The organism is Sphingomonas sp., from assembly GCF_025353885.1.
GTDB lineage: Bacteria > Pseudomonadota > Alphaproteobacteria > Sphingomonadales > Sphingomonadaceae > Sphingomonas_O.
On sequence record NZ_JANXNX010000110.1, the window covers coordinates 28,344 to 53,976 of the forward strand.

General features: G+C 61.6%; 24 protein-coding genes and 1 tRNA gene. 18 read left to right on the forward strand and 7 right to left on the reverse strand.

The window, feature by feature from the left end; genetic code table 11:
• Window positions 1-14: 14 nt before the first annotated feature.
• The 4 genes from Q0R02_RS12195 to Q0R02_RS12210 form a co-directional block, all read right to left on the reverse strand.
• Complete coding sequence (locus Q0R02_RS12195; protein ID WP_293883860.1) at window positions 15-1,238, reverse strand: dihydroorotase family protein; 1,224 nt, start codon at window positions 1,236-1,238, stop codon at window positions 15-17.
• Window positions 1,235-2,176: an aspartate carbamoyltransferase catalytic subunit gene (locus Q0R02_RS12200; protein WP_293883862.1), complete on the reverse strand. Its 942-nt coding sequence runs from the start codon at window positions 2,174-2,176 to the stop codon at window positions 1,235-1,237. Before Q0R02_RS12200 ends, Q0R02_RS12195 begins: the two co-directional genes overlap by 4 nt.
• 71 nt (window positions 2,177-2,247) lie before the next feature.
• A complete protein-coding gene (gene ruvX / locus Q0R02_RS12205) occupies window positions 2,248-2,667 on the reverse strand; it encodes a Holliday junction resolvase RuvX (protein WP_293883907.1) in 420 nt (139 codons plus the stop codon).
• A 41-nt stretch (window positions 2,668-2,708) separates the two neighbouring features.
• Entirely contained in the window at window positions 2,709-3,824 is a 1,116-nt protein-coding gene (locus Q0R02_RS12210; protein WP_293883863.1) for a DUF3089 domain-containing protein, read from the reverse strand.
• A 63-nt stretch (window positions 3,825-3,887) separates the two neighbouring features.
• Here Q0R02_RS12210 and gatC point away from each other — a divergent pair, with 63 nt between their 5' ends.
• From gatC to Q0R02_RS12240, 6 genes are all read left to right on the forward strand, one after another.
• Window positions 3,888-4,190 carry an Asp-tRNA(Asn)/Glu-tRNA(Gln) amidotransferase subunit GatC gene (gene gatC / locus Q0R02_RS12215; protein WP_293883865.1) on the forward strand — a complete coding sequence of 101 codons (303 nt, stop codon included), beginning with the start codon at window positions 3,888-3,890 and terminating at the stop codon, window positions 4,188-4,190.
• Window positions 4,190-5,668, forward strand: coding sequence for an Asp-tRNA(Asn)/Glu-tRNA(Gln) amidotransferase subunit GatA (gene gatA / locus Q0R02_RS12220; protein WP_293883909.1), 1,479 nt, complete (start codon window positions 4,190-4,192; stop codon window positions 5,666-5,668). The genes gatC and gatA overlap by 1 nt, the downstream gene beginning before the upstream one ends.
• Window positions 5,665-7,119 (forward strand): Asp-tRNA(Asn)/Glu-tRNA(Gln) amidotransferase subunit GatB, encoded by a 1,455-nt coding sequence (gatB, locus tag Q0R02_RS12225; RefSeq protein WP_293883867.1) that lies wholly within the window; start codon window positions 5,665-5,667, stop codon window positions 7,117-7,119. The genes gatA and gatB overlap by 4 nt, the downstream gene beginning before the upstream one ends.
• Window positions 7,120-7,299: 180 nt before the next feature.
• A complete protein-coding gene (locus Q0R02_RS12230; protein WP_293883869.1) occupies window positions 7,300-7,917 on the forward strand; it encodes a hypothetical protein in 618 nt (205 codons plus the stop codon).
• 11 nt (window positions 7,918-7,928) lie between these two features.
• Window positions 7,929-9,098, forward strand: a complete 1,170-nt coding sequence (locus Q0R02_RS12235; protein WP_293883870.1) for a M48 family metallopeptidase — start codon at window positions 7,929-7,931, stop codon at window positions 9,096-9,098.
• Window positions 9,095-9,688 (forward strand): hypothetical protein, encoded by a 594-nt coding sequence (locus Q0R02_RS12240; protein ID WP_293883872.1) that lies wholly within the window; start codon window positions 9,095-9,097, stop codon window positions 9,686-9,688. Before Q0R02_RS12235 ends, Q0R02_RS12240 begins: the two co-directional genes overlap by 4 nt.
• Window positions 9,689-9,691: 3 nt before the next feature.
• Here Q0R02_RS12240 and Q0R02_RS12245 read toward each other — a convergent pair whose 3' ends face one another.
• Window positions 9,692-9,850 carry a hypothetical protein gene (locus Q0R02_RS12245; RefSeq protein WP_293883874.1) on the reverse strand — a complete coding sequence of 53 codons (159 nt, stop codon included), beginning with the start codon at window positions 9,848-9,850 and terminating at the stop codon, window positions 9,692-9,694.
• Window positions 9,851-9,986: 136 nt separating this feature from the next.
• On the opposite strand from Q0R02_RS12245, the gene Q0R02_RS12250 reads away from it, so the two are divergent.
• The 6 genes from Q0R02_RS12250 (at window position 9,987) to Q0R02_RS13850 (ending at window position 15,263) form a co-directional block, all read left to right on the forward strand.
• Window positions 9,987-10,071, forward strand: a tRNA-Leu gene (locus Q0R02_RS12250).
• Between the two features lie 60 nt (window positions 10,072-10,131).
• A complete protein-coding gene (tig, locus tag Q0R02_RS12255) occupies window positions 10,132-11,736 on the forward strand; it encodes a trigger factor (RefSeq protein WP_293883876.1) in 1,605 nt (534 codons plus the stop codon).
• Between the two features lie 102 nt (window positions 11,737-11,838).
• Window positions 11,839-12,774, forward strand: coding sequence for a glycosyltransferase family 2 protein (locus tag Q0R02_RS12260; RefSeq protein WP_293883878.1), 936 nt, complete (start codon window positions 11,839-11,841; stop codon window positions 12,772-12,774).
• A gap of 57 nt (window positions 12,775-12,831) precedes the next feature.
• Complete coding sequence (locus tag Q0R02_RS12265; protein ID WP_293883880.1) at window positions 12,832-13,464, forward strand: ATP-dependent Clp protease proteolytic subunit; 633 nt, start codon at window positions 12,832-12,834, stop codon at window positions 13,462-13,464.
• A 128-nt stretch (window positions 13,465-13,592) separates the two neighbouring features.
• Window positions 13,593-14,861, forward strand: coding sequence for an ATP-dependent Clp protease ATP-binding subunit ClpX (clpX, locus tag Q0R02_RS12270; protein WP_121152177.1), 1,269 nt, complete (start codon window positions 13,593-13,595; stop codon window positions 14,859-14,861).
• 273 nt (window positions 14,862-15,134) lie between these two features.
• Window positions 15,135-15,263 carry a hypothetical protein gene (locus Q0R02_RS13850; protein WP_367271471.1) on the forward strand — a complete coding sequence of 43 codons (129 nt, stop codon included), beginning with the start codon at window positions 15,135-15,137 and terminating at the stop codon, window positions 15,261-15,263.
• A gap of 120 nt (window positions 15,264-15,383) precedes the next feature.
• On the opposite strand, the gene Q0R02_RS12280 is transcribed toward Q0R02_RS13850, so the two are convergent.
• Both Q0R02_RS12280 and Q0R02_RS12285 read right to left on the reverse strand, forming a co-directional pair.
• Window positions 15,384-16,826 (reverse strand): AMP nucleosidase, encoded by a 1,443-nt coding sequence (locus tag Q0R02_RS12280; protein ID WP_293883888.1) that lies wholly within the window; start codon window positions 16,824-16,826, stop codon window positions 15,384-15,386.
• A 75-nt stretch (window positions 16,827-16,901) separates the two neighbouring features.
• Window positions 16,902-17,384, reverse strand: a complete 483-nt coding sequence (locus Q0R02_RS12285; protein WP_293883890.1) for a peroxiredoxin — start codon at window positions 17,382-17,384, stop codon at window positions 16,902-16,904.
• A 172-nt stretch (window positions 17,385-17,556) separates the two neighbouring features.
• Between Q0R02_RS12285 and ahcY the strand changes: the two genes are divergently transcribed.
• The 6 genes from ahcY to addB form a co-directional block, all read left to right on the forward strand.
• Window positions 17,557-18,969, forward strand: a complete 1,413-nt coding sequence (ahcY, locus tag Q0R02_RS12290; protein WP_293883892.1) for an adenosylhomocysteinase — start codon at window positions 17,557-17,559, stop codon at window positions 18,967-18,969.
• A 64-nt stretch (window positions 18,970-19,033) separates the two neighbouring features.
• Window positions 19,034-21,310, forward strand: a complete 2,277-nt coding sequence (locus Q0R02_RS12295) for a PAS domain-containing sensor histidine kinase (protein WP_293883911.1) — start codon at window positions 19,034-19,036, stop codon at window positions 21,308-21,310.
• Window positions 21,310-21,750 carry a tRNA (adenosine(37)-N6)-threonylcarbamoyltransferase complex ATPase subunit type 1 TsaE gene (tsaE, locus tag Q0R02_RS12300; RefSeq protein ID WP_293883894.1) on the forward strand — a complete coding sequence of 147 codons (441 nt, stop codon included), beginning with the start codon at window positions 21,310-21,312 and terminating at the stop codon, window positions 21,748-21,750. The genes Q0R02_RS12295 and tsaE overlap by 1 nt, the downstream gene beginning before the upstream one ends.
• Window positions 21,747-22,721, forward strand: a complete 975-nt coding sequence (locus Q0R02_RS12305; protein WP_293883913.1) for a phosphotransferase — start codon at window positions 21,747-21,749, stop codon at window positions 22,719-22,721. The genes tsaE and Q0R02_RS12305 overlap by 4 nt, the downstream gene beginning before the upstream one ends.
• Entirely contained in the window at window positions 22,718-23,440 is a 723-nt protein-coding gene (locus tag Q0R02_RS12310; protein WP_293883896.1) for a nucleotidyltransferase family protein, read from the forward strand. The genes Q0R02_RS12305 and Q0R02_RS12310 overlap by 4 nt, the downstream gene beginning before the upstream one ends.
• Window positions 23,433-25,633: double-strand break repair protein AddB (addB, locus tag Q0R02_RS12315; RefSeq protein WP_293883898.1), on the forward strand; the 2,201-nt coding region annotated here is incomplete at its 3' end. The genes Q0R02_RS12310 and addB, both read left to right, overlap by 8 nt.

The following is a 25,633-nucleotide window of genomic DNA, read 5'->3' on the forward strand; positions in this document are numbered from 1 at the left end:
ACTAAAAGCCAAAATTAAAAGATCGTTCTCCCGCCCTTTATCGTGCGGACAACGCGCCCCTGAACGGGCAACCCATCGAACGGCGTGTTGCCTGCAAACGACCTGAACTTTGCCCCCCTGATTTGCCAGGGCGCGTCGCTATCGAACAGACAGATATCGGCGGGCGCATCAACGCTCAATTGTCCGGCATCGACGCCCAATATTCGCGACGGCGCCGCGCTGAGCAGCACCATCAGGCGGGGCAGGGTGATCAGCCCGTCGCGGACCAGACCCAACCCCAGCGCCAGCAAGGTTTCCGCCCCCGCCACGCCGGGTTCGGCATCGGCGAACGGTAGTCGCTTGGCTTCGGGACCACGCGGGTCGTGGCCTGAACACAACACATCGATGGTGCCGTCCGCCAGTGCGGCGCGCGTGGCCTGGCGGTCGTCTTCGCTGCGTAACGGTGGCGACAAGCGTGCGAAGGTCCGGAAATCGGAGACTGCTATATCGGACAGCAAGAGATGCGCGGGCGTCACGCCGCAGGTGATTTTTGCGCCGCGAGACTTGGCGCGCCTGATGCGTTCGAAACCACCGGCGGTCGTCACCTGACGGAAATGAAGTGCAGCGCCGGTTTCCTCGGCCAGCAGGATATCGCGCGCGATGGCCATGGCTTCGGCGATCGCGGGCGCAGCGGTGAACCCGTGGCGCGTCGCGGTTTCCCCCGCAGTGGCGACGGCGTTCCCGACCAGCCCGCCGTCCTCGGCATGGACGATCACAGTCATCCCGAGCGATCCCGCGTAGGACAGGACCCGACGCATGGTCCCCGAATTGGCAATCCAGGTGCGTCCGGTAGCAACGGCGCGTGCGCCCGATTTTCGCATCATGGCAAATTCAGCGAGTTCGTCCCCGGCCAGTGCCCGTGTAGCGGCGGCAAGCGGATGGACCCATAGCTGCGGCTTGGCAGCGAGTGCCGCCCGCTGGACAAGTCCGGGATCGTCCAGTGGCGGCGATTGATCGGGCATCAGGGCGATCCGGGTGATGCCGCCCGCCGCGCAGGCGGCGCGTTCGACCGCAAAGACGCCAAGATCGACCAGCCCCGGCGCAACGTGCAGTCCGGTAGCGTCGATGATTTCGGCGGTTGCGGGAATCTCGAAACTGCCGAACGCGACAATGCGGTCGCCCAAGATCAGCAGGTCGCCCACGCGTTCGCCGCTGGCGTCAACCAGCGTGCCGCCCGTGATGGCGATAGAGGTCGTCATGTCCGTCGCTCCCGCGTGAGAACGTCGAGGCAGGCCATGCGGACGGCGACACCCATTTCGACCTGCTCGGCAATTGCCGATCGTGCCGGATCGTCGGCGACGCTGCTATCGATTTCGACGCCGCGGTTCATTGGGCCGGGGTGCATGACCAGCGCTTGCGGGTTGGCGCGATCGAGGCGATCGGGGGTTAGGCCATAGAGCATATGATATTCGCGCAAGCTGGGCACGAAACCGCCCTCCATCCGCTCGGTCTGGAGACGGAGCATCATGACGACATCGCAACCGGCGATCCCGGCATCCATGTCGGTGAACGCGGTCACGCCCATGCGGTCAATCCCGGCGGGCATCAGCGTGGCGGGCGCGACGACGCGAACCTCTGCACCCAATGCCGTCAGCGCAAAGATGTTGGATCTGGCCACGCGGCTGTGCAACAGATCACCGCAGATCGCGACCCGCACGCCCGCGATATGGCCAAGGCGGCGTCGGATCGTCAGCGCGTCGAGTAGAGCCTGCGTCGGATGTTCGTGCGTCCCATCCCCCGCATTCAGTACCGGGCAATCAACGCGATTGGCGATCAGCCTGACGGCACCCGAACTGCCGTGGCGGATGACGATCACGTCGGCGCGCATGGCGTTCAGAGTGAGCGCCGTGTCGATCAGCGTTTCGCCCTTTTTTACGCTGGACGTGGCGGCGTGCATGTTGACGACGTCCGCGCCCAACCGCTTGCCCGCAATCTCGAAACTCAGCAACGTTCGCGTGGAGTTTTCGAAGAATGCGTTGATCTGCGTCAGGCCGTCCAGTCGATGGTCGCTGGTCGCACGCGCGCGATTGTGCGCGACCCACTGGTCGGCTTCGTCGAGCAAAAACATGATCTCAGCAGGGTGCAATCCGGCAATCCCGAGCAGGTTGCGGTGCGGGAAGGATGATGGCGATGTCATTAAAGGGTGGCGATAGGGCGCGCCGGGCCGGGTGGCAAGGATGACCGAAGCTGGCCTGGCGTCGCTGCCCGCTAACTACTTGCCAAACGGTCGATTGCGCCTTGCAATATATACGCCGCGGCGGCGCTGTCGATGCGCGTGGCCCGTTTGGCGCGGGTTATATCGGCGGCGATCATCTGGCGTTCGACTGCGGCGGTGGACCAGCGTTCGTCCCATAACAACACTGGCAGGTTCAGGACTGAAAGGTTGCGGGCGAAGGCGCGAGTGGACTGGGTGCGGGGGGAATCCGTGCCGTCGAGATTGAGTGGCAGACCACAGACGATGCCTTTCACCGATTGCTGTGTCACGATGCTCCGGAGATGGGCAAGGTCGGCGGTGAACTTGGCGCGCTGGATCAGGGTGGCAGGGCTGGCGATGATCCACTGCGCATCGCAAAGCGCGGTGCCGATGGTTTTTGTGCCGACGTCGATACCGAGCAGGCGGCCCGCCATCGGCAGGGCTGCGAGGAAGATGGCGGTGTCGGCGGTAACGGTCACTTGTGCGCCTTGAACGACGCCAGCCGCCGCGCGGCATCAGCGCGGACATCTCCCCAGAACAGGCTGTAATCAAACACATGATAGTTGTTGCCCGGCAAGACATAGGTGCCGATGCCCGCCGGAGCCTCGCCGATCAGCAGGTATCCGCTTGTCGAACAGCGCGCCGGGACCGCTCCCATTTCGAAAGTGCCGGTTTTCATGTCGAGGCTCGGCACGATCGTCCCCTTGTTCGCGGTCGCCGGGGCGGCCGCGTTTTGCGTGCCGGTGACTGGATTGGTACAGAGTATCTTCGTGCCGCGTCGCTTGATGCCGGTCGGGCCCACGCTCGCATCATAGGCGGCCTGAATTTGCGATATATCGGCGGGTTCGGCAAAGCTTTGCCACGACACGATGCAGCCCGACTGGTCGGCGGCGGCGCAAGCGGGCAGGCCCAGCGTTGGCACATCGGCAGTCATCGAAACGGGCCAGCCGACGACATAAGCGGCGGCAATGCGCCCGGCGACCGGCTTGCCGGCGATTTGCTCGCGCAACAGGCGGAGGAGGTGGACCGATCCCTGGCTATGCGCGGCAAGGATAATCGGCTTACCCGATGGGACGGCTGCCAGAAACGCATCCCATGCCGCCACGACGTCCGTGTAGGCCGCAGTCAGGGCAAGCCCGGATTCTTTCTGGCCGGTCAGGAACGCGCCGAACGTAGCCTGGCGGTAACGCGGTGCCCAAATCTCTCCGACTCCGTTGAACGCCGATGCCTGCCCGCGGATGAACAACTGGGCGCGATCATTGGCTTCGGCATCGTCGAGCGGAGCATTCCATGCGAACCGGTCAAGATAACTCGTCGGATGAATGAAGAAAACGGCGGCGTCACCCTTCTTTGCTTCGGCGTGAAAGCCATCGGGGGTCCACAGCGCCGGATTGCCAGGAATATCGGGCCGCGCGAACCACATTCTCCGGTCATTCCAGGCATACGCTGGCATTGGCTTCTGTTTGATGAAGTCCGCGCTCGGCACCATGGCGATGCGCATCAGCTGCGGACCGAAGAGTCGGTAGGCAAACGCTCCGCCCACGACGAGAAAGATCAGGAAAGCGATTGTGTAAAGAAACTTGCGGGCCAAGCACGGCTCCCGTTTTTTGCGGCGTGTTGATGGGTTCGTTCCAGCCTGCTAGCGGGCGCAGCCATGTCAGTCGATAGCGCAACCGTCCGCAAGATCGCTTCACTCGCCCGGATCGCCATGCGCGATGACGAGGTGGAGGCGATGGTCCCCGAACTCAACAACATCATCGGTTGGATAGAACAACTTGGCGAGGTCGACGTCACCGGCATCAAACCGATGACCGCGGTGATCGCCAATACGCTGCGCTGGCGCGACGATGTGGTGAATGCCGACCCGCAAACCGGGGGCAACATCCGCACCAAGATATTGGCCAATGCACCCGCGCCCGAACACGGGTTTTTCGGTGTGCCGAAAGTGATCGAATGATGACGAACCTGACTGATCTCGGGATCGCGGCGATCCGCGATGGTGTGCGCGATGGCGCATTTTCCGCGCGTGAAGTGGCTACGGCGTTCAACGCCAATGTTGCGGCGGCCAGGGGGCTGAACGCTTTTCTGGTTGAGACCCCGGACCATGCACTGCGTGCCGCGGACGCCGCCGATGCCGCGCGGGTGGCTGGCGATCTGAAGCCGCTGTCGGGGGTTCCGATCGGCATGAAGGATCTGTTCTGCACCGAAGGCGTGCCGACGACGGCGGCGAGTTCGATCCTCGGGGGCTTCACGCCACAATATGAATCGACGGTTTCGGGCCAGCTCTGGTCGGCGGGTGCCGGGATGCTCGGCAAGCTGAACCTCGACCAGTTCGCGATGGGATCTTCGAATGAGACTTCGGCGTTCGGGCCAGTCATTTCGCCGTGGCGTCGGGCGGCCAGCAATGCGGCGCTAGCGCCAGGTGGGTCGTCGGGTGGTTCGTCGGCCGCAATTTCCGCGCGGCTTTGTCCAGCGGCGACGGGTACGGATACCGGCGGCTCGATCCGCCAGCCTGCCGCCTTCACCGGGATTTCCGGAATTAAGCCGACTTATGGCCGGTGTTCGCGCTGGGGCGTGGTGGCGTTTGCGTCCTCGCTCGATCAGCCGGGAGCAATGGCGCGCGATGTTCGCGATTGTGCGATCATGCTGGAGGCGATGGCCGGATTCGATGCAAAGGATGCGACCTCGCTGGAGGTTGCGGTGCCGCGCTGGGAAGCCGGGCTGTCGGGCAATCTGAAAGGCAAGCGGGTCGGTATTCCGCTCGAGTACCGCGTCGACGGGATGCCTGCGGAGATCGATGCCTTGTGGGAAAGCGGCATCGCTTGGCTGAAGGATGCGGGCGCGGAGATCCTCGAGGTTTCGCTGCCGCATACCAAATACGCGCTTCCGGCCTATTACATCATCGCGCCAGCGGAGGCTTCGTCGAACCTCGCGCGCTATGATGGTGTGCGCTACGGCTTGCGCGATTTGCCCGAGGGCGCGGGGTTGCAGGACATGTATGCAGCGACGCGGGCTGCCGGTTTTGGGCCGGAAGTGAAGCGGCGCATCATGATCGGGACTTATGTGCTGAGCGCCGGGTTTTACGATGCGTATTACACACAGGCGCAGAAGGTACGGACACTGATCGCGCGCGATTTCGACCGGGCGTTTGAAAGTTGCGATCTGTTGCTGACCCCGACTGCACCGAGTGCGGCGTTTGCGCTGGGTGAGAAGTCGGACGATCCGCTGGCCATGTATCTGAACGATGTCTTCACCGTGCCGTCTTCGCTTGCCGGGCTGCCGGCGATGTCGGTTCCGGGCGGGCTGGACGCTGGCGGGTTGCCGCTGGGGTTGCAGATCATTGGCAGGGCGCTGGACGAACAGGGCGTATTGAACGCAGCGCTCGCAATAGAGGAACGCGCCGGATTTACTGCGCGACCGGAGGCTTGGTGGTGAGCAGTTATCGAGTAAAAGGTGCAACTGGCGATTGGGAGGTCGTGATCGGCCTCGAAGTCCACGCGCAGATCACGTCCAAGGCCAAGCTGTTCTCTGGCGCATCGACCGAGTTCGGTGCCGAGCCGAACGCGCAGGTTTCGCTGGTCGATGCGGCGATGCCGGGGATGTTGCCGGTGTTGAATGGCGAGTGCGTCAAGCAGGCGGTGCGGACGGGCCTCGCCATCGACGCCGAAATCCATCGCTGGAGCCGGTTCGATCGCAAGAATTATTTCTATGCCGATCTGCCGCAGGGCTATCAGATTTCGCAGCTTTATCACCCGATCGTCGGCGAGGGATCGCTGCTGGTCGAGACCGAAGAGGGTGAGAAAGTTATCGGTATCGAGCGCATCCACATCGAACAGGATGCCGGCAAGCTGATGCACGACCAGCATCCGACGATGTCGTATGTCGACCTCAACCGTTGCGGCGTCGCCCTGATGGAGATCGTATCAAAGCCCGACATGCGTTCGCCCGCGGAGGCGGGGGCCTATGTCAAGAAACTGCGGGCGATCCTGCGCTACGTCGGCTCATGCGACGGCAATATGGAACAGGGTTCGATGCGCGCCGATGTCAACGTATCGGTGCGGAGGACGGGTGAGGAATTCGGCACGCGGACGGAGACGAAGAACGTCAATTCGGTGCGCTTCATCCAGGCGGTCGTCGAATATGAAGCAAAGCGCCAGGTCGCGGTGATCGAAGATGGCGGCAAAATCGTCCAGGAAACGCGACTTTTCGACCCGGACAAGGGCGTCACCCGGTCGATGCGGTCAAAGGAAGACGCGCACGATTACCGTTATTTTCCCGATCCCGATCTGTTGCCACTCGTGCTAACCGAGGAATTTGTTGCCGAGTGTAAGGCGTCGTTGCCCGAACTGCCCGATGCGAAACGGGCGCGGTTTGTCGATGTTCTGGGGATGCCACCTTATAATGCCGATGTGATCACGTCGGACGTCGAGACGGCGCGCTGGTTCGAGGCGTTGCTGGCGGCGGGTGCGGAGGCAAAAGCGGGAGCGAACTGGCTGACGTCGGAGCTGTTCGGGGCGCTGAATCGGTTGGGTAAGGACATTGTCGACAGTCCGGTTTCGCCGGTTCAGGCGGCAGAGCTGCTGGGGCTGGTGGCCGACTGCACGATCTCGGGCAGCCTTGCCAAGCAGGTGTTCGAGGCGATGCTGGAAACCGGCGACGGTGCGGCTGCGATCGTCGAAGATCGCGGCTTGAAGCAGACAAGCGACACCGGCGCGATCGATGCGGTGATTGACACAATATTGTCATCGAATGCTGACAAGGTTGAACAATATAAAGCGGGGAAGGAGGCTTTGTTCGGGTTTTTCGTCGGTCAGACGATGAAGGCTATGGCGGGGAAGGCTAATCCCAAGATCATTAATGATTTGTTGAAGAAAGCGCTTGCGTAACAATTAGAAGATTCATTAGACTATGCAAATCAAGCTGATTGATTCCGCTTGATTGCTGGGGGGCATAGGATGAATCGTTGGTTGTGCGTGGCGGTGGCCTTGGTGTTCACTTCCAGTGCGGCTTTTGCACAAGAAAAATCGGCATTGAAACCTGGATTTCTATTTCCGACGGATCACCCGGTGCGCATCCTTGTATTTCGGCCCGATGTAAAAGTCGGTTCGCAATCTGCTGGTGGTACGGTAACAACGATGGCCGACTGGACGAAGGACGCGCGAGCGTACCTTGCCAGCGCGCTGATTGCAGGCAAGCCAAAGGGCGCAAGTGAGATCGTGTTCATGCCGGAACTGTCCGGAGACGATGGCATATTGCTAGCGGAGTATCGCGCCTTGTTTAGGGGGGTGTCGAACACCGTGCTCCAGCATCGGCTCTTCAAGGGCAACCGGCTCCCCACGAAAAAGACCGGTTTCGAATATACGCTGGGCACAGGCGTATCCCGTCTTGGGCAGATCGGCGGCGGCGACTATGGCCTGTTCATTACCACCGATGACGCGTTCGGGTCGACGGGCCGCAAGATGTTGCAACTGTTTGCGGCGGGTGTTGCCGGCGTCGGAATCCAGTCGGGGCGACATACGGGTTATGCCGGATTGATCGATTTGAAAACAGGCGATCTGCTCTGGATCAATGCGGATTACGCGATGGGCGGGGACGTCCGTGATGCTGCGGGAGCTTCGAAGCGTGTCGCGCAATTGCTCGAAGACTTTCCGCTCCAGGGAACCCCGGTAGTTGCGGCGAAGTGAAGGTTCAGCCTTTGCGTTGGCTGATTGCCGCCGCAGCGATAGCTTGGGCCGGTCAATCACTCGCTAGCCAAGCGAAGCCGGTCGGCTCGCCTGCAGACTTTGGGTATCAGCCAATTGGTGCTGATGAAAAAGGGATCTGGGCGCAAGCCGATGACATCGAACGAGAACTAAAGAATTCTAAGCTTTTGGTAAGGGACGAAAAGCTAACGTCCTACCTCACGACGGTATTATGTCGCGAGGTAGGGGCCGACCGCTGCAAAGCTGCCCGTATCTATCTGGTGCGAGAACCAATCTTTAATGCGGGCATGTATGCCAACGGCATGCTGACGATCTTCACCGGCGCTTTATTGCGTATCCGTAACGAAGCTCAGCTCGCGGCGATCCTTGGTCATGAGTTCGGTCATTTTGAGGCGAGACACGGTCTTGCCGGAATGCGGAGCCAACGGTCAACGGCAAGTTGGGTGAGCTGGTTAACGGTGGTGTCGATCGGTGCTGGACAGTATCAAGACTTTGGCACGGTATTTTGGGCTAATCACTATAGATTTTCGCGCGATCAGGAGCGGGATGCGGATTTCCGTGGGATTCAGGACATGGGGCGAAGCGGCTATCGAACGGCATGCGCAAGTCAAATTTGGGCTGGTCTTCGTAATGAGGCCGATGCAACAGCGATCGCCCGTGGTGCAAGAAGCCTGAAGGACTCTCCTAAAGGGCTGTTCGCGTCGCATCCGATGGATGCCGAACGGATGCTTTATTTGGCCGATGAGGCTACAAAAGTCGGAATTGGCAACGCTTTCGATGGCGAAACAGAATATAATTCTGCGATCAGTCATCTTTGGCCGATGCTGATCGACGATCAAATTAAGCTGAGCGATTTTGGAGGGTCGGAGTTTTTACTGGCTAGTCTCGCGACAAACGGCTGGACCGGGCCGCTGCTTTTTGCGCGCGGCGAACTCTATCGCTCGCGCGGTAGCCCCATCGATATCCAGCAGTCGGCTGTATATTATCGGGAAGCGACGGCGATGCCAGACGCTCCTGCACTTGCGTGGCGCGGGCTGGGATTATCGCTTGCAAGGACTGGCGACCGGCCCGGTGCAAAGCTGGCCATCAACGAATATTTGAAACGAAATCCGCAAGCGGGTGACAAGCCAATGCTGCTTATGATCGCAGGGGAAACACAATGAAACCGTTGGTCTATACACTTTGCGCGGCGGCGCTGGTTGCCACTAGTCCGGCAACAGCCAAATGGACGACGATGCCCGAAACGGTGCCAGTTGCCGTGGCAAAAAGCGAGATGACCGTTGTTGCGGGCCCTGGTTGGAACCAGAATTCCACGCGGCCTTTCCCGAAGGGTGAAACCTGGAGCATTGATGGACCTCTGTTGAACACGATCGACTTTTATGCCGGTATCGGAGCCGGAGAGAGCCTTGCCAAAGAGCGCGACAAGAAACGCAAACCCCTGCCTAAATTTGCGGTGGATATGTTGCCGACCGATATTGCTCAGCTTTACGAGCAGACTGCGCGAATCATGCTCGGGACATCTGAGTTTTCAGTCGATTCGATCGAACCAACTACATTTCTCAACCGACCCGGTTTCAAATTCTCATATCATTACACCACACCTGACGAAGAACTGACCCGCAACGGCGAAGCTCAGGGGGTGGTGACAGACAAAAAGCTCTATCTGATCGCCTTTAACGCGGCGGCGCTTTATTATTTCAAAACTGGTTTGCCGAGCGCGCATCTCGTGATGGCGAGCGCTTCGCTTAAATAGTTTTTACGCCACCATCTGCCCGCCACCATCCGGCATAGGCTGGTTTCCCGGCACCGGCATATCGATGTCACCTGGCAAAGGGTTCACTTCGGCAGGCGGTACGGTTGGTTGTCCCGCGGGCGCCTGATCGGGTTCTTCATAGGGTGGGGGAACGCTGGCCATGTCATTTCTCCTGATACCCGCACTCAACGCCTGACAACGAAAGAGGCTCCAGTTCCCGCACGTGCCGATGTATGGAGATTGGCTTGCTCTCCTGCCCCTTCCAACATATAGACGCGCGCCTTGTCGGTGTACCGTTGCGGGCGTGGCGGAATTGGTAGACGCGCTTGGTTTAGGTCCAAGTATCGTGAGATGTGGGGGTTCGAGTCCCTTCGCCCGCACCAGTTTTCCCAAGCCCAATCCAAGGCCGATACGCGCCAATTCTTTTTCGGATATTGACCAACATGCAGATTGCCGAGACGCTGAACGAAGGCCTGAAACGCGCCTTCATGCTGACCATTACCGCCAAGGATATCGACGCGCTGGTCGAGGCCGAAGTGACCAAGGTCGCGCCACAGATGAAGATGCCCGGGTTTCGCCCCGGCAAGGTGCCCGCGAACCTCGTCCGCAAAATGCACGGCCCCGCGCTTCAGCAGGAAGCCCTGAACACCGCCATCCAGAATGGTGTTTCAAAGCTTGTTGCCGACAACAATTTCCGCCCCGCGATGCAGCCTTCGGTGGCGCTTGCGGACGGCTACGAACCCGGAAAGGACGCCGCGATCACCGTCGAACTGGAAATCCTGCCCGACGTGCCCGCACCGGTCATCGACGGTATCAAGCTGGAACGCCTGACCGTCGAAGTCGACGAGGCGCTGGTCGATGAGCAGATCGATCAGTTGCTGGGTCAGCAAAAATCATTCGAGGATGCCACCGAGGGTCATATTGCGGCGACCGGCGACCTGGTCGTCATGGACTATCTCGGCAAGGTCGAAGGCGAGCCGTTCGACGGCGGGAAGGGCGAGGGGATGTCGGTCGAGATCGGCACCGGTCGCCTGATTCCGGGGTTCGAGGACCAGCTCGTCGGCGTGAAGGCCGGTGACGAAAAGCAGATCAATGTCACCTTCCCCGAGGATTATAACGTCGATTACCTGAAGGGTAAGCCCGCGACATTCGACCTGAAGATCACCGATGTCAGGGTTTCGAAAGCCGCGATTGCTGATGAGGATTTCGCCAAGTCGCTCGGCCTCGAGAGCCTGGAGCAACTGCGCGGGCTGTTGAAAGGACAGATCGAGCAGGAGCATAACGGCCTGACGCGGACCCACATGAAGCGCAAGCTGCTCGACAATCTGGCGGGCGCGCACGATTTCGCTGTTCCGCCGTCGATGGTCGAAGCCGAGTTCCAGCAGATCTGGTCACAGCTTGAACATGAAGCGTCCCATGAGGACGACAAGGAAGCCGCGCTTGCCGAGATGGAGGGCGACCGCGAGGAGTATCACAGCATTGCCGAGCGTCGCGTTCGACTGGGCTTGCTGCTATCCGAGATCGGACAGGCAAACGGAGTCGAAATCACGCAGGCCGAGATGAGCCGACTGGTCGCGCAGGCCGCTCAGCAATACCCCAAAGAGCAGCGCGATCGCTTCATGCAATATGTCCAGCAGGAGCCGATGGCGGCTGCGCAGTTGCGTGCGCCGTTGTACGAGGACAAGGTCGTCGACCTGCTATTCGCCAAGGCCGAGATCACCGACCGGGTCGTTGCCCGCGCGGAACTGGAAGCTGAGATCGAAGCCGAGGACGGCGCGTCCGGCCATGTGCACGGACCCGACTGTGATCACGGACATGACGAAAAGCCAAAGGCCAAAAAGGCTGCTGCTCCGAAAAAGTCGAAGGCGCACGCAGAGGCCGTTGCCGCTGAAGCTTCGCCTGAACCGGTAGCCGAAGAAGCACCGGTTCCCGCCAAGAAAGCGCCTGCCAAAAAAGCCCCGAAAGTTGAAGCCGCTGCCGAGGCTCCTGTTGCTGAAAAGGCAACTGCCAAGCCCAAGGCTGTTAAAAAGCCTGCCAGCAAGGCTTAAGCTCCAGGGCGTCATACCGGACCTTGTCGAAGCACGGTTCTTCTCCCACAAGCGGAGGGGACCGGGCTTCGACGAAGTCCTGCGGTCACCGGGGGGTTAGCAATGGCGCATTCGCCACAAGTCCGCATTGCCGTCCTGCTGCCGTGTTTCAACGAGGAAGCCGCCATTGCGCAGACGGTGGCGGGATTTACAGCGGCCTTGCCGGCCGCAATAATCTATGTTTTCGATAATAATTCGACCGATCGAACCTGCGAGATTGCGCGGGAGGCGGGCGCGATCGTCCGCACCGAACGCATGCAGGGCAAAGGCAATGTGGTGCGCCGGATGTTTGCCGATGTGGAGGCGGACATTTATGTCATGGCCGACGGCGATGCGACGTACGAATCAGCCGCAGCCCCGGCGATGGTGGCGCGCATGCTGGACGAGCAACTCGACATGATAGTGGGCGCGCGAAGGTCGGAGATCGACGAAGCCTATCGGCGCGGGCATCGCCTGGGCAACGCGATGCTGACCACCACGCTCGCACTCTCCTTCGGTCGCAGCTTCAGCGACATATTGAGCGGTTATCGGGTGTTTTCTCGACGCTTTGTAAAAAGTTTTCCGGTGCTGTCGGCGGGCTTCGAGATCGAAACCGAAATCAGCGTCCATGCACTCGAACTGAGGATGCCCGTTGCCGAAATCGTCACCGCCTATGCGGCGCGGCCCGTTGGGTCGGTGTCCAAACTCAACACTTATGCCGACGGTTGGCGCATTCTGAAGACCATCGCGATGCTATTCCGCTTTGAACGGCCGCTACTCTTTTTCGGGAGTGTCGCGGGCCTGTTCGCCTTGGTTGCGATAGTGCTCGCGATCCCGCTCGTGATCACATTTGCAAATACGGGCCTGGTGCCGCGCTTCCCGACTGCCATACTGGTGACCGGCCTGATGATCCTGTCCGCGCTCAACGGGTTTTGCGGGCTTATCCTCGACACCGTTGTTCGTGGGCGTCGGGAAGTTCGCAGGCTCGCTTATCTCGCGCACCCCGCGCCGGGGGGTTGAACCTTTCGCTCCGACCGCCGAAATAGGCTTTGGCAAAAGGATAGGAAGATTACCCGCATGAGCACGCCCGACCACGCCGACATCATCGGCGGCCTCGTTCCCATCGTGATCGAGCAATCGACCCGCGGCGAGCGCAGCTTCGACATTTACTCGCGTCTGTTGCGTGAACGCATCATCTTCGTCACCGGTGGCGTCGAGGATCACATGGCAACCGTCATCACCGCACAGCTGCTTTTTCTTGAGTCGGAAAATCCCAAGAAAGACATCTTCATGTACATCAACTCGCCGGGCGGCGTCGTCACGGCGGGCCTCGCGATCCATGATACGATGCAATATATTCGTCCCAAGGTCGGCACGGTCTGTATCGGGCAGTGCGCTTCGATGGGTTCGTTCCTGCTTGCCGCGGGAGAGCCCGGCATGCGTGTCGCGCTGACCAACAGCCGCATCATGATCCACCAGCCTTCGGGTGGCGCGCAGGGCATGGCCTCGGATATCGAGATCCAGGCCAAGGAAATCCTGCGGATGCGTCACCGGCTGAACACGCTGTATGCGAAATACACCGGCAAGCAGCTAGAAGAGATCGAAAAGGCGATGGACCGTGATAATTTCCTTGAAGCCGACGAGGCGAAGGCGTTTGGCCTGATCGACGAGGTTTTCGAAAAGCGCCCGACCGTCGCTGAGGACGCCTGATCCAATGCCCCTCTCGCGCTTTGGGGTGAGGGGGTCATGACATATTCAGCATTGCCCGTTAGGATTGTGACGGTAACATGCACCCGAAGCCAAATGGGTTCCCCCAATGGTTTCAAAGGAAGGTTTGAATGACGAAGCTCAGCGGCAGCGACTCCAAGAGCACGCTTTATTGCTCATTCTGCGGCAAGTCGCAGCACGAGGTCAGGAAACTGATCGCAGGTCCGACGGTATTCATCTGCGACGAGTGCGTCGACCTGTGCAACGACATTATCCGCGAAGAAACCAAGTCCGCTCTGGTTAGCAAAAAGGACGGGGGCGTGCCGACGCCGCAGGAAATCTGCGATGTTCTCGACGATTATGTAATCGGCCAGAAAAAGGCCAAGCGCGTGCTGTCGGTGGCTGTCCACAACCATTACAAGCGGCTCAATCACGGCGCCAAGGGTGCCGATGTCGAGCTTGCCAAGTCTAATATCCTGCTGGTCGGGCCGACGGGGTGCGGCAAAACGCTGCTGGCCCAGACGCTTGCCCGCATCCTCGACGTGCCGTTCACAATGGCGGATGCGACGACCCTGACCGAGGCCGGTTATGTTGGCGAGGATGTCGAAAACATCATCCTGAAGCTGTTGCAGGCATCCGATTACAATGTCGAGCGTGCCCAGCGCGGCATCGTCTATATCGACGAGATCGACAAGATTTCGCGCAAGGCGGAAAACCCGTCGATCACACGCGACGTGAGTGGCGAGGGCGTCCAGCAGGCGCTGCTGAAACTAATGGAAGGCACGACGGCTTCGGTGCCCCCACAGGGCGGCCGCAAACATCCGCAGCAGGAGTTCCTGCAGGTCGACACGACCAACATCCTGTTTATTTGCGGTGGCGCGTTCTCGGGACTGGAAAAGATCATCGGCGATCGTTTGCAGGGCAAGTCGATCGGCTTCGGCGCGCATGTCGCCGGGCCGGACGAACGCCGGGTGGGACAGACATTGCAGAGCTGCGAACCGGAAGATTTGCTGAAGTTCGGGTTGATCCCGGAATTCGTCGGTCGCCTGCCGGTCATCGCGACGCTGGAGGATCTTGACACCGACGCGCTGATCAAGATTTTGACCGAGCCGAAAAATGCCCTCGTCAAACAGTATAAAAAGCTGTTCGAGATGGAGGACGTCGACCTCGGCTTTACCGACGATGCACTGGTGGCGATTGCCAAGAAGGGCATCGAACGGAAAACTGGCGCGCGCGGGTTGCGGTCAATTCTGGAGAGCATCCTGCTCGACACGATGTTCGATCTGCCGAGCATGGACGGTGTCGATGAGGTGATGATCGACAAGGACGTGGTTGCTGGCACCAAGGAACCGGTGCGGGTCTATTCGGCCAAGAAAGAGGGCGCGGGCGAGGCGGCTTAGGCCGTCTGCCGACCGTACTTCGCGTTAAGATCGCTGATGAGAACTTTAGCAATGTAGGTTATTTGCGCGGGGCTCTTGGGCCATATTGAATTCTTGGTACGCGCAAGGTTAGACAGCCGATCGACCAGGAATGGCACGCCGCGATCGGCGCGACGCTTGCCGACGAATGGCTGAGCGACGAAGACGAAGAAGGGTATCGCGTTCTTTGAACTTGGCGATATTGTCGTCGTTCCATTTCCATTCACCGATTCCGCCACACAGAAAGTTCGCCCTGTGCTCGTCGTTTCGCGCATAGGTGTTGATTCGGTAACCGGACAAATCATTTGCGCGATGGTGACCGGGGCAAAGAAATCGACTTGGCTACTCGACACGCCTATCATCAGATGGAGGCATCGGGACTAACGATCCCCTCGGTCGTCCGCATGAAATTGTTCACCATTGATGTTAAACTTGTCGTCCGAAAGGCTGGCTCTCTCGACGATCACGCCATGGGTGAAGTCACTAACGCGATGGGCCGCCTTCTTATCTAAAAGGCGGCTCGTTGAACGCGCGCAGTTTTCGTGAGTGTAGTTTCGCCCCCTCCCGCCGCAGTTCGTTGCAAGCCTCAATCCCAATCCGCATATGTTCGTTGATCGCCCGTTCGTAAAATCGGTTCGCCTGGCCCGGAAGTTTCAGTTCGCCGTGCAAAGGCTTGTCAGACACGCACAATAGCGTGCCGTAGGGGACGCGGAAACGATAGCCTTGGGCAGCAATCGTGGCCGATTCCATGTCGATGCCAACAGCGCGCGACTGCGAAAACCGCAAGGCGCTTTTGGAATACATCAATTCCCAGTTGCGGTCGTCGGTCGTGACAATCGTGCCGGTGCGGAGGCGGCGCTTCAACACTTCTCCGCTTTCGCCGGAGACAATTTCAGCGGCGCGCGCGAGGGCTTGCTGGACTTCGGCAATCGCGGGCACGGGAATTTCGGGGGGCAGGACCTCGTCCAGCACATGATCGTCGCGCAGATAGGCGTGGGCGAGGACATAGTCGCCGATCCGCTGGCTGGGCCGCAGGCCGCCACAATGCCCGATCATCAGCCACGCTTCGGGCCGCATCACCGCCATATGGTCGGTAATGGTCTTTGCATTGGAGGGGCCGACGCCGATGTTGACCAGCGTAATGCCGCTGCGATCGGGCGCACAAAGGTGCCATGCGGGCATCTGGTGGCGACGCCACGCGCTGTCGGTGATGGCCACTTCCGGGTTGGGCGTGCCGCGGGTGACGATCACGCCGCCTGCTCCCGACAGATGGGTATAGGGGGCGTCGCCTTTTAATTGTTCGACCGCCCAGCGTGCGAATTCGTCGACATAGCGATGGTAGTTCGTGAACAGGACGTAGCGCTGGACATCCTCTGGCGGCGTGCCGGTATAGTGACGCAGGCGAGCAAGCGAGAAATCGGTGCGGAGGCCATCGAACAGCGCCAATGGCCGCGCGCCCTCAACTCCCGCATCGAAAATTCCGTCGGCGATTTCATCGCCGATGTGCGCTAGTTCGGTCGTCGGGAACCAGCGTGCGAGGTCGATTGCGCTGACCTGGTCGAGATCGATTTCGCCATCGAGCACATAGGGAAAGGGGATTTCCTGGCGGCCGGGACCGACTTCGACGGTGACATCATAATCGGCGATCAGCAGGTCGAGTTGTTCGGTAAGGTAATCCGCAAACAGGCGGGGGCGCGTGACGCTGGTCGCGTAATAGCCGTGCTCGGTCAGTCGGCCGAAGGATCGCGCGGGGATCTCGGCGTTACTTTCGCCCGCATAATGCAATCTGATTTCGGGATAGGCAAAACTGCCGTCGGTGCGCGATGCGGGGTCGGGGCGCGTGCCGTTTAACACATAGGTCCGGATAGCGGCATGGAGGCGGGCGGTGGCGGCATTGAATAGATGATCGAGCTGATCGACCAGCACGCGTCCTGATTGGGCTGTCATGGCCGATCGTTACGCGGGGAATGTGAACGGAGCAAGACGCCCTCCCTCCGCATTCCGGAGGAAGGGCAGCCGGTATCAGACCTGTTCGAGCAGGTAATCCGCTGCACTGACGCGAAATTCACCGCCGGCTTCGATGTTGAGCTGTTCGACGACGCCATCGTTGACCAGCATCGAGAACCGCTGGCCGCGCGAACCCATGCCGAACTTGCTGCCGTCAAAATCAAGCCCCAGCGACTTCACAAAGTCGCCGTTGCCGTCCGCCAGCATCGTGACCTTGCCATCGACGCCCTGAGCCTTGCCCCATGCGCTCATCACAAAGGCATCGTTGACCGCGGTGCAGGCAATCTCGTCGATACCCTTGGCCATCAAATCGCTGGCCTTTTCGACAAAGCCCGGGAGATGCTTGGCTGAGCAGGTCGGCGTGAACGCTCCCGGCACCGAAAACAGCGCGACCTTGCGGCCTGCGAAATACGTGTCGGTCGAGACGGGCTCGGGTCCAGTTTCCGACACCTTGATCAGGTTGCCCGAGGGAATTTTGTCGCCGATCGAAATTGTCATGAACGCTCTCCAATTATGTCGACGTCCATGTCGGCGCTCGCCTGCGACATGGCAAGGTGCATTGACCATTTCGGGCGCGCCCTAATGCACATATAAAGACATCTTTATATTTGCTTTCGGTGTTTGCCGCGGGTAGGGGCGGCGCATCCAGTCCTTTCCCCGGAGACACCCTGTGGCGACCGCAGCAGCGAACACTAACACCAAAGATTATGTGATTGCCGACATCAGCCTGGCCGAGTTCGGCCGTCGTGAGATTGACATTGCCGAGACAGAAATGCCCGGCCTGATGGCGCTGCGGACCGAATTTGGCACCGCGCAACCACTGAGAGGTGCGCGCATCGTCGGCTCACTGCACATGACGATCCAGACCGCCGTATTGATCGAGACATTGACAGCCCTTGGTGCCGATGTGCGCTGGGCAACCTGCAACATCTTTTCGACACAGGATCATGCCGCCGCCGCGATCGCGGCGACCGGCGTTTCCGTATTCGCGATCAAGGGCGAAAGCCTGGCGGACTATTGGGACTATGTCGGGCGCATCTTCGACTGGGGCGACGTGACGTCGAACATCATCCTGGACGATGGTGGCGATGCGACGATGTTCGCGCTCTGGGGTGCAAAACTCGAAGCCGGGCTGAGCTTCGGCGAGCCTGAGAACGAGGAAGAAGTCGAATTCCAGCGCGCGCTGAAAGCGTTCATCGCCAAGCGCCCCGGCTATCTGACGGAGACCGTGAAAAACCTGAAGGGCGTTTCGGAAGAGACCACCACCGGCGTCCATCGCCTTTACGAAATCGCCAAGAAGGGCGAGTTGCCGTTTCCCGCGATCAACGTCAACGACAGCGTCACCAAGTCGAAGTTCGACAATCTGTATGGCTGCAAGGAATCGCTGGTCGATGCCATCCGTCGCGCGACCGACGTCATGCTGGCCGGCAAGATCGCCTGCGTTGCCGGATTCGGTGATGTCGGCAAGGGTTCGGCCCAGTCGCTTCGCAACGGCGGGGCGCGCGTCATGGTCACCGAAGTCGATCCCATCTGCGCATTGCAAGCAGCCATGGAGGGCTTCGAAGTCGTCACGATGGAAGAGGCCGTGACCCGCGCCGACATCTTTGTGACGGCAACGGGTAATGCCGACGTCATCACCGCCGATCACATGCGCGCGATGAAGCCGATGGCGATCGTGTCGAACATCGGCCATTTCGACAGCGAGATCCAGATTGCCGCTTTGTCCAACTACAAATGGACCGAAGTGAAGCCCGGCACCGACCTGGTCGAATTTCCCGACGGCAAGCAGATCATCGTCCTTGCCAAGGGGCGCCTCGTAAACCTCGGCTGTGCGACGGGCCATCCCTCGTTCGTGATGTCGGCCAGCTTTACCAATCAGGTGCTGGCACAGATCGAGCTGTGGACGAACCAGTCGAACTACAAGAACGAAGTCTATGTGTTGCCAAAGCATCTGGACGAGAAAGTGGCTGCGCTCCATCTCGAAAAGCTGGGCGTGAAGATGACGAAACTGACCCCCAAGCAGGCCGGTTACATCGGCGTCAGCATCGATGGTCCGTTCAAGCCCGATCATTATCGCTACTGACCCCGTTTAAAAGCATCGCGACTGGCTCTAAGGCAATCGCGATGGCCGGTATTTTCTTCTCATGATGACGCTCACGACCGGCCACGCCGCGATTGCGGGCGTCATTCTGGCCCTGTGGACAATTGCAGCGGCATGGTCGGTGTTCTCCGGCCTGTTGATGCGGCGACGCGCCGCCGATGCGGCCACAGAATCCGAACGGTTGGCCCAGTTGCTGGGGGCATCGCCCGCATTGCCGCTGCTGGTCAGGCCCGACGGCCGGATCGATGCGCCCGAAAAGCTCGGTGACTGGCTCGGCCTCGGTCGGGTGCCCAATTTCATCGTGGATTTCGCGGGGACCGGCAACGGCCTGACCGATACCGACGCGACCGCCCTGGCGCGTGACGTCACGGCGGCACAAAAGAGCGCAAAATCCTTTATCCGGTCAATGCGACCACAAGAATCCAGCCGGACGCTGCTGATGCGCGGCGCGCCCGCGCCCGGTGCGTTGGGCGGCGGCGTCCTGGTCTGGATCTATGACGCGACCGAAAGCCAGGCCGAGATCGTCACCCTGGGCAACGAAGTCACGCGCCTGACCAAGGCGTTCGATGCCCTCACCCAGCTGATCGAAGCCGCCCCCATTCCGATGTGGCACAGGGGCTCCGACCTGCGCCTGACCCTGGTCAACCGCGCCTATGTCGAGGCGGTCGATGCCGCGAGCGCCGAGGATGCCGTCGCGCGCGGGCTGGAACTGGTCGAAGTTGCCGGCGGGGTCGGGCCGATCGCAGCCGCTTCAGCAGCGCGCGATGCCGGTGAAGTCCGGTCACGAACTGTGCCCGCCACAATTGCGGGGCAACGCCGTTCGGTTCGGATCGTGGACGTGCCCCTGGGCGATGCGGGCGTCGCGGGATATGCGCTCGACAACGATGATCTGGAACGCGCGCATGGCGCTTACCGGCGCTTCGCCGATGCCCAGCGCGATACGCTCGACCGGCTATCGGCAGGCGTGGCGCAGTTCGGTGCCGACCGCAGCCTGACATTCTGCAACATGCCGTTCCAGCGGATGTTTGCGCTGAAGCCTGAGTGGGTTGCCGACCGTCCCGAATTCGACCGTGTCCTGGAACGCATGCGCGAAGCTGGCCGCGTCCCCGAAGTGCGCGACTTTCCCGGCTGGAAGGCCGAGCGCCGGGAGTGGTTTACCAATACCGACGGCGCGACCGAGGAAGCATGGTTGCTCGCTGGGGGATCGCACCTGCGCGTGGTCGCACAGCCGCTGCCCGACGCGGGCCTGCTGCTCATCTTTGAGGATCGCACCGAACAGGTTCAGTTGGCGAGCGCCCGCGATACCCTGTTGCGGGTCCGCGAGGCGACGTTCGACAATCTGTTCGAAGCCATCGGCGTGTTCGCAGGCGATGGGCGGCTGCACGTCTGGAATAACAAGTTTCGCCAAGTATGGGGCTTTGACGAAGCGCTGCTCGCATCCCACCCGCGCGTCGACGTGCTGGCAGAGGCCGCCGCGCCGATTCTTTCCAGTCCACAGCGCGCTTCGCTGATGCGCGACCTGGTGCGGACCGCGACCATCGAGCGTAAGGCACGCAGTGGCCGGGTATCGTTGAAGGACGGACGCCATTTCGAATTCGCAGCCGTTCCGTTGCCCGACGGCAATGCGTTATTCACGATGCTGGACATCACCGACAGTCGCCGGATCGAACGGGCGCTGCGCGACCGTACCGACGCATTGGAGGCGGCGGACCGGGTCAAGTCCGCCTTCGTCGCCAACATGAGCTATGAACTGCGGACACCATTGACGTCGATCGGCGGGTTCAGTGAAATGCTCGCGCAGGGCTATGCCGGCACGCTCAGCGACCAGGCCAGCGAATATGTAAAGGCGATTCTGGAGTCGGTTGCCAAGCTGGGGATGCTGGTCGACGACGTGCTCCAGATGACGCAAAGCGACGCCCAGTTGATTGCAGTCGATCGTGAGACCGTCGACCTGATCAAGCTGCTCGAAGGGGCGGCGACCGAGCACCAGGCTGCGGTGGCTGCAAAAGGCCAGTTGCTGGTCCGTGACCTGGCGGCCGATACCGGTCGTGTCGGTGGCGACGCGAGGCCGCTGAGAGAAGCGATCGGCTTGCTGTTGGCCGGGGCCAGCGCCGACACCCCGGCAGGCGGGCGTATCCTGCTCCATGCCAGCGGCAGCGCAGAGGGGGCGTTGCTGGTGGTTTCAGACGACGGCGCGGGATCGGGGGCCGACCACGAGATGCTGACGCGGGTGCGGGCGCTCGTCGGCCCGGCGGGCGGCGTCGTGACCGCCATGGCGGAACCTGGCGAAGGCACTGCGGTCCAGATCGCCTTGAGCCGCTGATGTTCTTGGCCGACGAAGCGGCAACCAAAAATGTCGGCCGGCGACTGGCGTCGGTAGCCCGGGCGGGCGATGTCATTGCCCTTTCGGGACAGCTCGGCGCAGGCAAGACTGGCCTGGCCCGTGGATTTGTCGAGGCCCTTGGCTTTGCTGGCGAAGTTCCAAGCCCCAGTTTCGGACTGGTCATCCCCTATGATGTTCCCGACGTGCGGCTGCCGGTCTGGCACATCGACTTGTACCGGTTGGACGACCCTTCGCAGGTCGACGAACTGGGTCTGGACGATGCTCGGATGGACACTATCCTGTTGATCGAATGGCCCGAACAAATGGGCGATCGGCTGTGGCAGGATGCGTTGCGGATCGATCTGGCGGTGGACGGGACCGGGCGACGCTTGACAGCGCAGGTGCCGCCGTCTTGGAATGAGCGATGGCCGATCCGATGATTCCTCCCGCCGCCGCCCCTGATTTTCTGACGCGCTGCGGTTGGGCAGGAGCCCAGATCCTGCCGCTGGCAGGCGATGCCTCGTTCCGGCGCTATTTCCGTATCGTCGCTCCCGGGCGGCAGGCGGTGTTGATGGACGCACCGCCGCCGCATGAGGATCCACGCCCCTTTATCCGCATCGCCGAACATCTGACGGGACTGGGGTTCTCGGCACCCGCGATCCTGGGTAGCGACCTCGACCACGGGCTGGTCCTGCTTGAGGATTTCGGGGATGCCCGGATGCGCGAGACGGTCGATGCCCAACCGGAGTCCGAACAGGAAATTTATGCGGATGTTGTGCGGTTGCTAAAGCGGCTGCACCAGCATCCTGCCGCCGATCTGCCGCCCTTTTCGCGCAAGGAACTGCAGCGCGAGGCGGGGCTGTTCGCCGAATGGTATTGTCCTGCCGTATCCCTAGTCGTCGATGAAGTGGCGTATCGGTCGGCTTGGGACAGTGCCTTTGCCACCATCGAGGACGCCAAGACGGTCACGGTGTTGCGCGACTATCACGCCGAAAACATCATGCTGATCCACGGACGGGCCGGGCTGTCGGGGTTTGGCCTGCTGGACTTCCAGGACGCGTTGGCGGGGCACCCGGCCTATGACCTGGTTTCGTTGTTGCAGGACGCGCGCCGCGACGTTTCTGCCGAACTGGAAGCCGAAATGCGCGCGCTCTACAGCGATGTGGTCGATCGCGATTTCGATGCTGCCTATGCGATTCTGGGCGCGCAGCGGAACGCCAAGATCCTCGGGATTTTCACGCGCCTGTGGAAGCGCGACGGCAAGCCCCGCTACCTTGATTATCTGCCCCGCGTCTGGGCGTATCTGGAGCGTGACCTGGAGCATCCGGCGCTGGTGCAGGTCGCGGCATGGTTCAACGACAACGTGCCTCCTGAAAAGCGCGCCCCGGCATGGGCGCTTCCGACCGAATGAACCCCGTCAAACCAAGGACGGCGATGGTGATGGCGGCCGGGCTGGGCAAGCGGATGCGTCCACTGACCGCAAGCCGTCCCAAGCCGCTGGTCACGGTCTCGGGCAAGGCACTGATCGACCACGCGCTGGCTCGGTTGGCAGCGAGCGGGATCGAACGCGCCGTCGTCAACGTGCACTATCTGGCGGGGTCGCTGGAGGCGCATTTGCAGCGGCACAAGCATGGACTCGAAATCGTCATTTCCGATGAGCGGGCAAAGCTGCTCGAAACCGGGGGCGGGTTGATGGCGGCCCTCCCGCTGCTGGACGAGGACCCGGTGCTGACGGTCAACAGCGATAATCTGTGGGTCGATGGGCCCACCGACGCGATCAGTTTGCTGGCCAACCGCTGGGACGATGCCGAAATGGATGCGCTGTTACTGCTGGTGCCACTGGCGCGCGCGAATTGCCATAGCGGCAAGGGCGATTTCCATATGGATGCGATCGGGCAGATCGCGCGGCGCAAGCCGGGGCGGCTGGCACCGTTCGTGTTCACCGGGATCCAGCTGATCTCCAAGCGATTGCTGGTCGATCCGCCGTCGGACGCGTTTTCGACCAACGTCTTCTGGAACCGCGCCATTGCCGCTAGCCGTGCATTCGGCGTCGTTTACCAGGGGCTGTGGTTCGATGTCGGCACGCCGGGCGCGATTGCCCGGACAGAGGCGCTCCTCGGCGATGGCTGAGCGGGTTACGCCTGCGGTTTATACGATTCCTGTGCACCGGAGCTTTGCCGATGCGCTGGTCAACGGGCTGATCGCGATGTTCGGGCACGACCGGATGGCGTTGGCGCGCGGGATGATCCTGGTCCCCAACAACCGCGCCGCGCGCGCTCTCACCGATGCGTTCGTGCGGCGGGCGGAGGGCGGGCTGTTGCTGCCGCGGCTGGTGGCGGTCGGCGATGTCGGGGAGGAGGCGTTGGGCGCTGCGTTTGACCCCGCCGACGCCGCACCGGTTCCGCCCGCGGTCGACCCTCTGCAGCGGCGGTTTATCCTGGCCCGGCTGATCCAGCAGGAGCGGGCCATCGCGCGGTCGCAGGTCGATGCCGCAGAGGCATTGCGGCTGGCGACCGAATTGGCGGCGACGCTGGACCAGCTGCTGGCCGAGGAGATCGCGCCGGGCCGATTGCGCGAGGTGCAGGTCAGGGCGGAATTGTCGGTGCACTGGCAAAAGTCGCTCGACCTGTTCGCGGTGTTGCTGGACCGGTGGCCGGAGGAGCTGGCGCGGATCGGGCGGATCGACCTGGTGACCCGGCGCAACATATTGCTGCGGAGAACGGCGGAAAACTGGGCAGTTTCGCCGCCGCCGGATTTTGTGGTGGCGGCGGGGATCACCAGTTCGGCCAAGTTGGTAAAGCATCTACTTTACACCGTTTCGCGAATGGCGCGGGGGATGGTGGTCCTGCCGGGGGTTGATCTTGCCAGCCCGGATGAGGAGTGGGACGCAATCCATTCAAAAGACATGGAAAGTCACCCGCAATATCACCTGAGAACAGTGCTTGACGCCCTTCGCGTCAATCGCAGCGACGTGAAGCGGTGGCGGTGGGGCGACGGGCGGGCGCGGCTGGCGGTGCGGGCGCGGGCGGTGTCCAATGCGTTTGCGCCCGCCCAATTCACCGCCAAGTGGAATATCCTGCCCCCGCAACAGGTTAGGCTGAAAGGGGTGACCAATGCGGTGTTCGCGACCCCCGCCGACGAGGCGCAGGGGATCGCGATCGCGCTGCGGGAGGCGCTGGAGACGCCGACAAAAACCGCTGCGCTGATCACGCCCGACCGGATTCTGGCGGAGCGGGTTGTCGCGCACCTGAAACGGTGGGGGATCGACGCCGATGATTCAGCCGGACGGGCGCTGGGCGACACGCCTGCGGGGACGCTCATCCTGGCGGTGGCGACGGCGGCGGTCGAGCGGTTCGCGCCGGTTGCGCTGCTGGCGCTGCTGAAGCATCCGCTGGTGCAGAGCGAGGGGCGCGGCGACTGGTTGAACGGTGCCCGCGACCTGGACCTCGCCGTCCGGGGGCCACGTCCGGCGCCGGGTCTGGCGGGGCTGTCGGCGTTCCTCGAAGCGGGTGAAAAACGTACATCTGTGCTCCGCAACCGCGCCAAATCATGGTGGAATGACGTCATCCCACTGTTAAAACCTTTGGAAACCGCCTTTGCGGAACCCCGTTCGACGCTCGGTTCGCAGATTGAAGCGGTCAGGGTGGGTGTCCAGACGATTGCGGGCGACGCCGCATGGGCGGGTCCGGCGGGCCGGGCGGCGGCCGACCTGTTCGATGCACTGGCGGCGAACAGTGATGAAGGGCCCCATGATTTCGACAGCGACGCACTGGTGCCATTGCTCCGGCAATTGATGGGTGAGATTGCGGTGCGCCCGCCGCAGGGCGGCCATCCACGCATTGCCATTTGGGGATTGCTGGAGGCGCGGCTGCAACAGGCCGACCTGCTGATACTGGGCGGACTGAACGAGGGTAACTGGCCCGCAAGCCCCGCGCCCGATCCGTGGCTGGCCCCGCGCGTCCGCATCGAACTGGGGCTCGGCGGGCTTGAGCGGCGGGTCGGGCTGGCGGCGCACGATTTGGCGACGGCGCTGGGCGGGCGTGAGGTCCTGATCACCCGGGCCAGGCGCGATGCCCGGTCGCCGACGATTGCCTCGCGCTTCTGGCTGCGGCTCGACGCGATGACCGGAGGCATCGAGCATGACGACCGGATCGTGGCGCTGGCGGCGGCGATCGATACGCCCGATACGCCGGCGCCGATGACCCGGCGACCCGCCCCGACGCCGCCCGCCGCCCTCCGTCCGCGCCGAATATCTGTGACCGACGTCGATCGGCTGCAGGCCGACCCCTATGCCTTTTACGCCAAGGCCATGCTGAAGCTGCC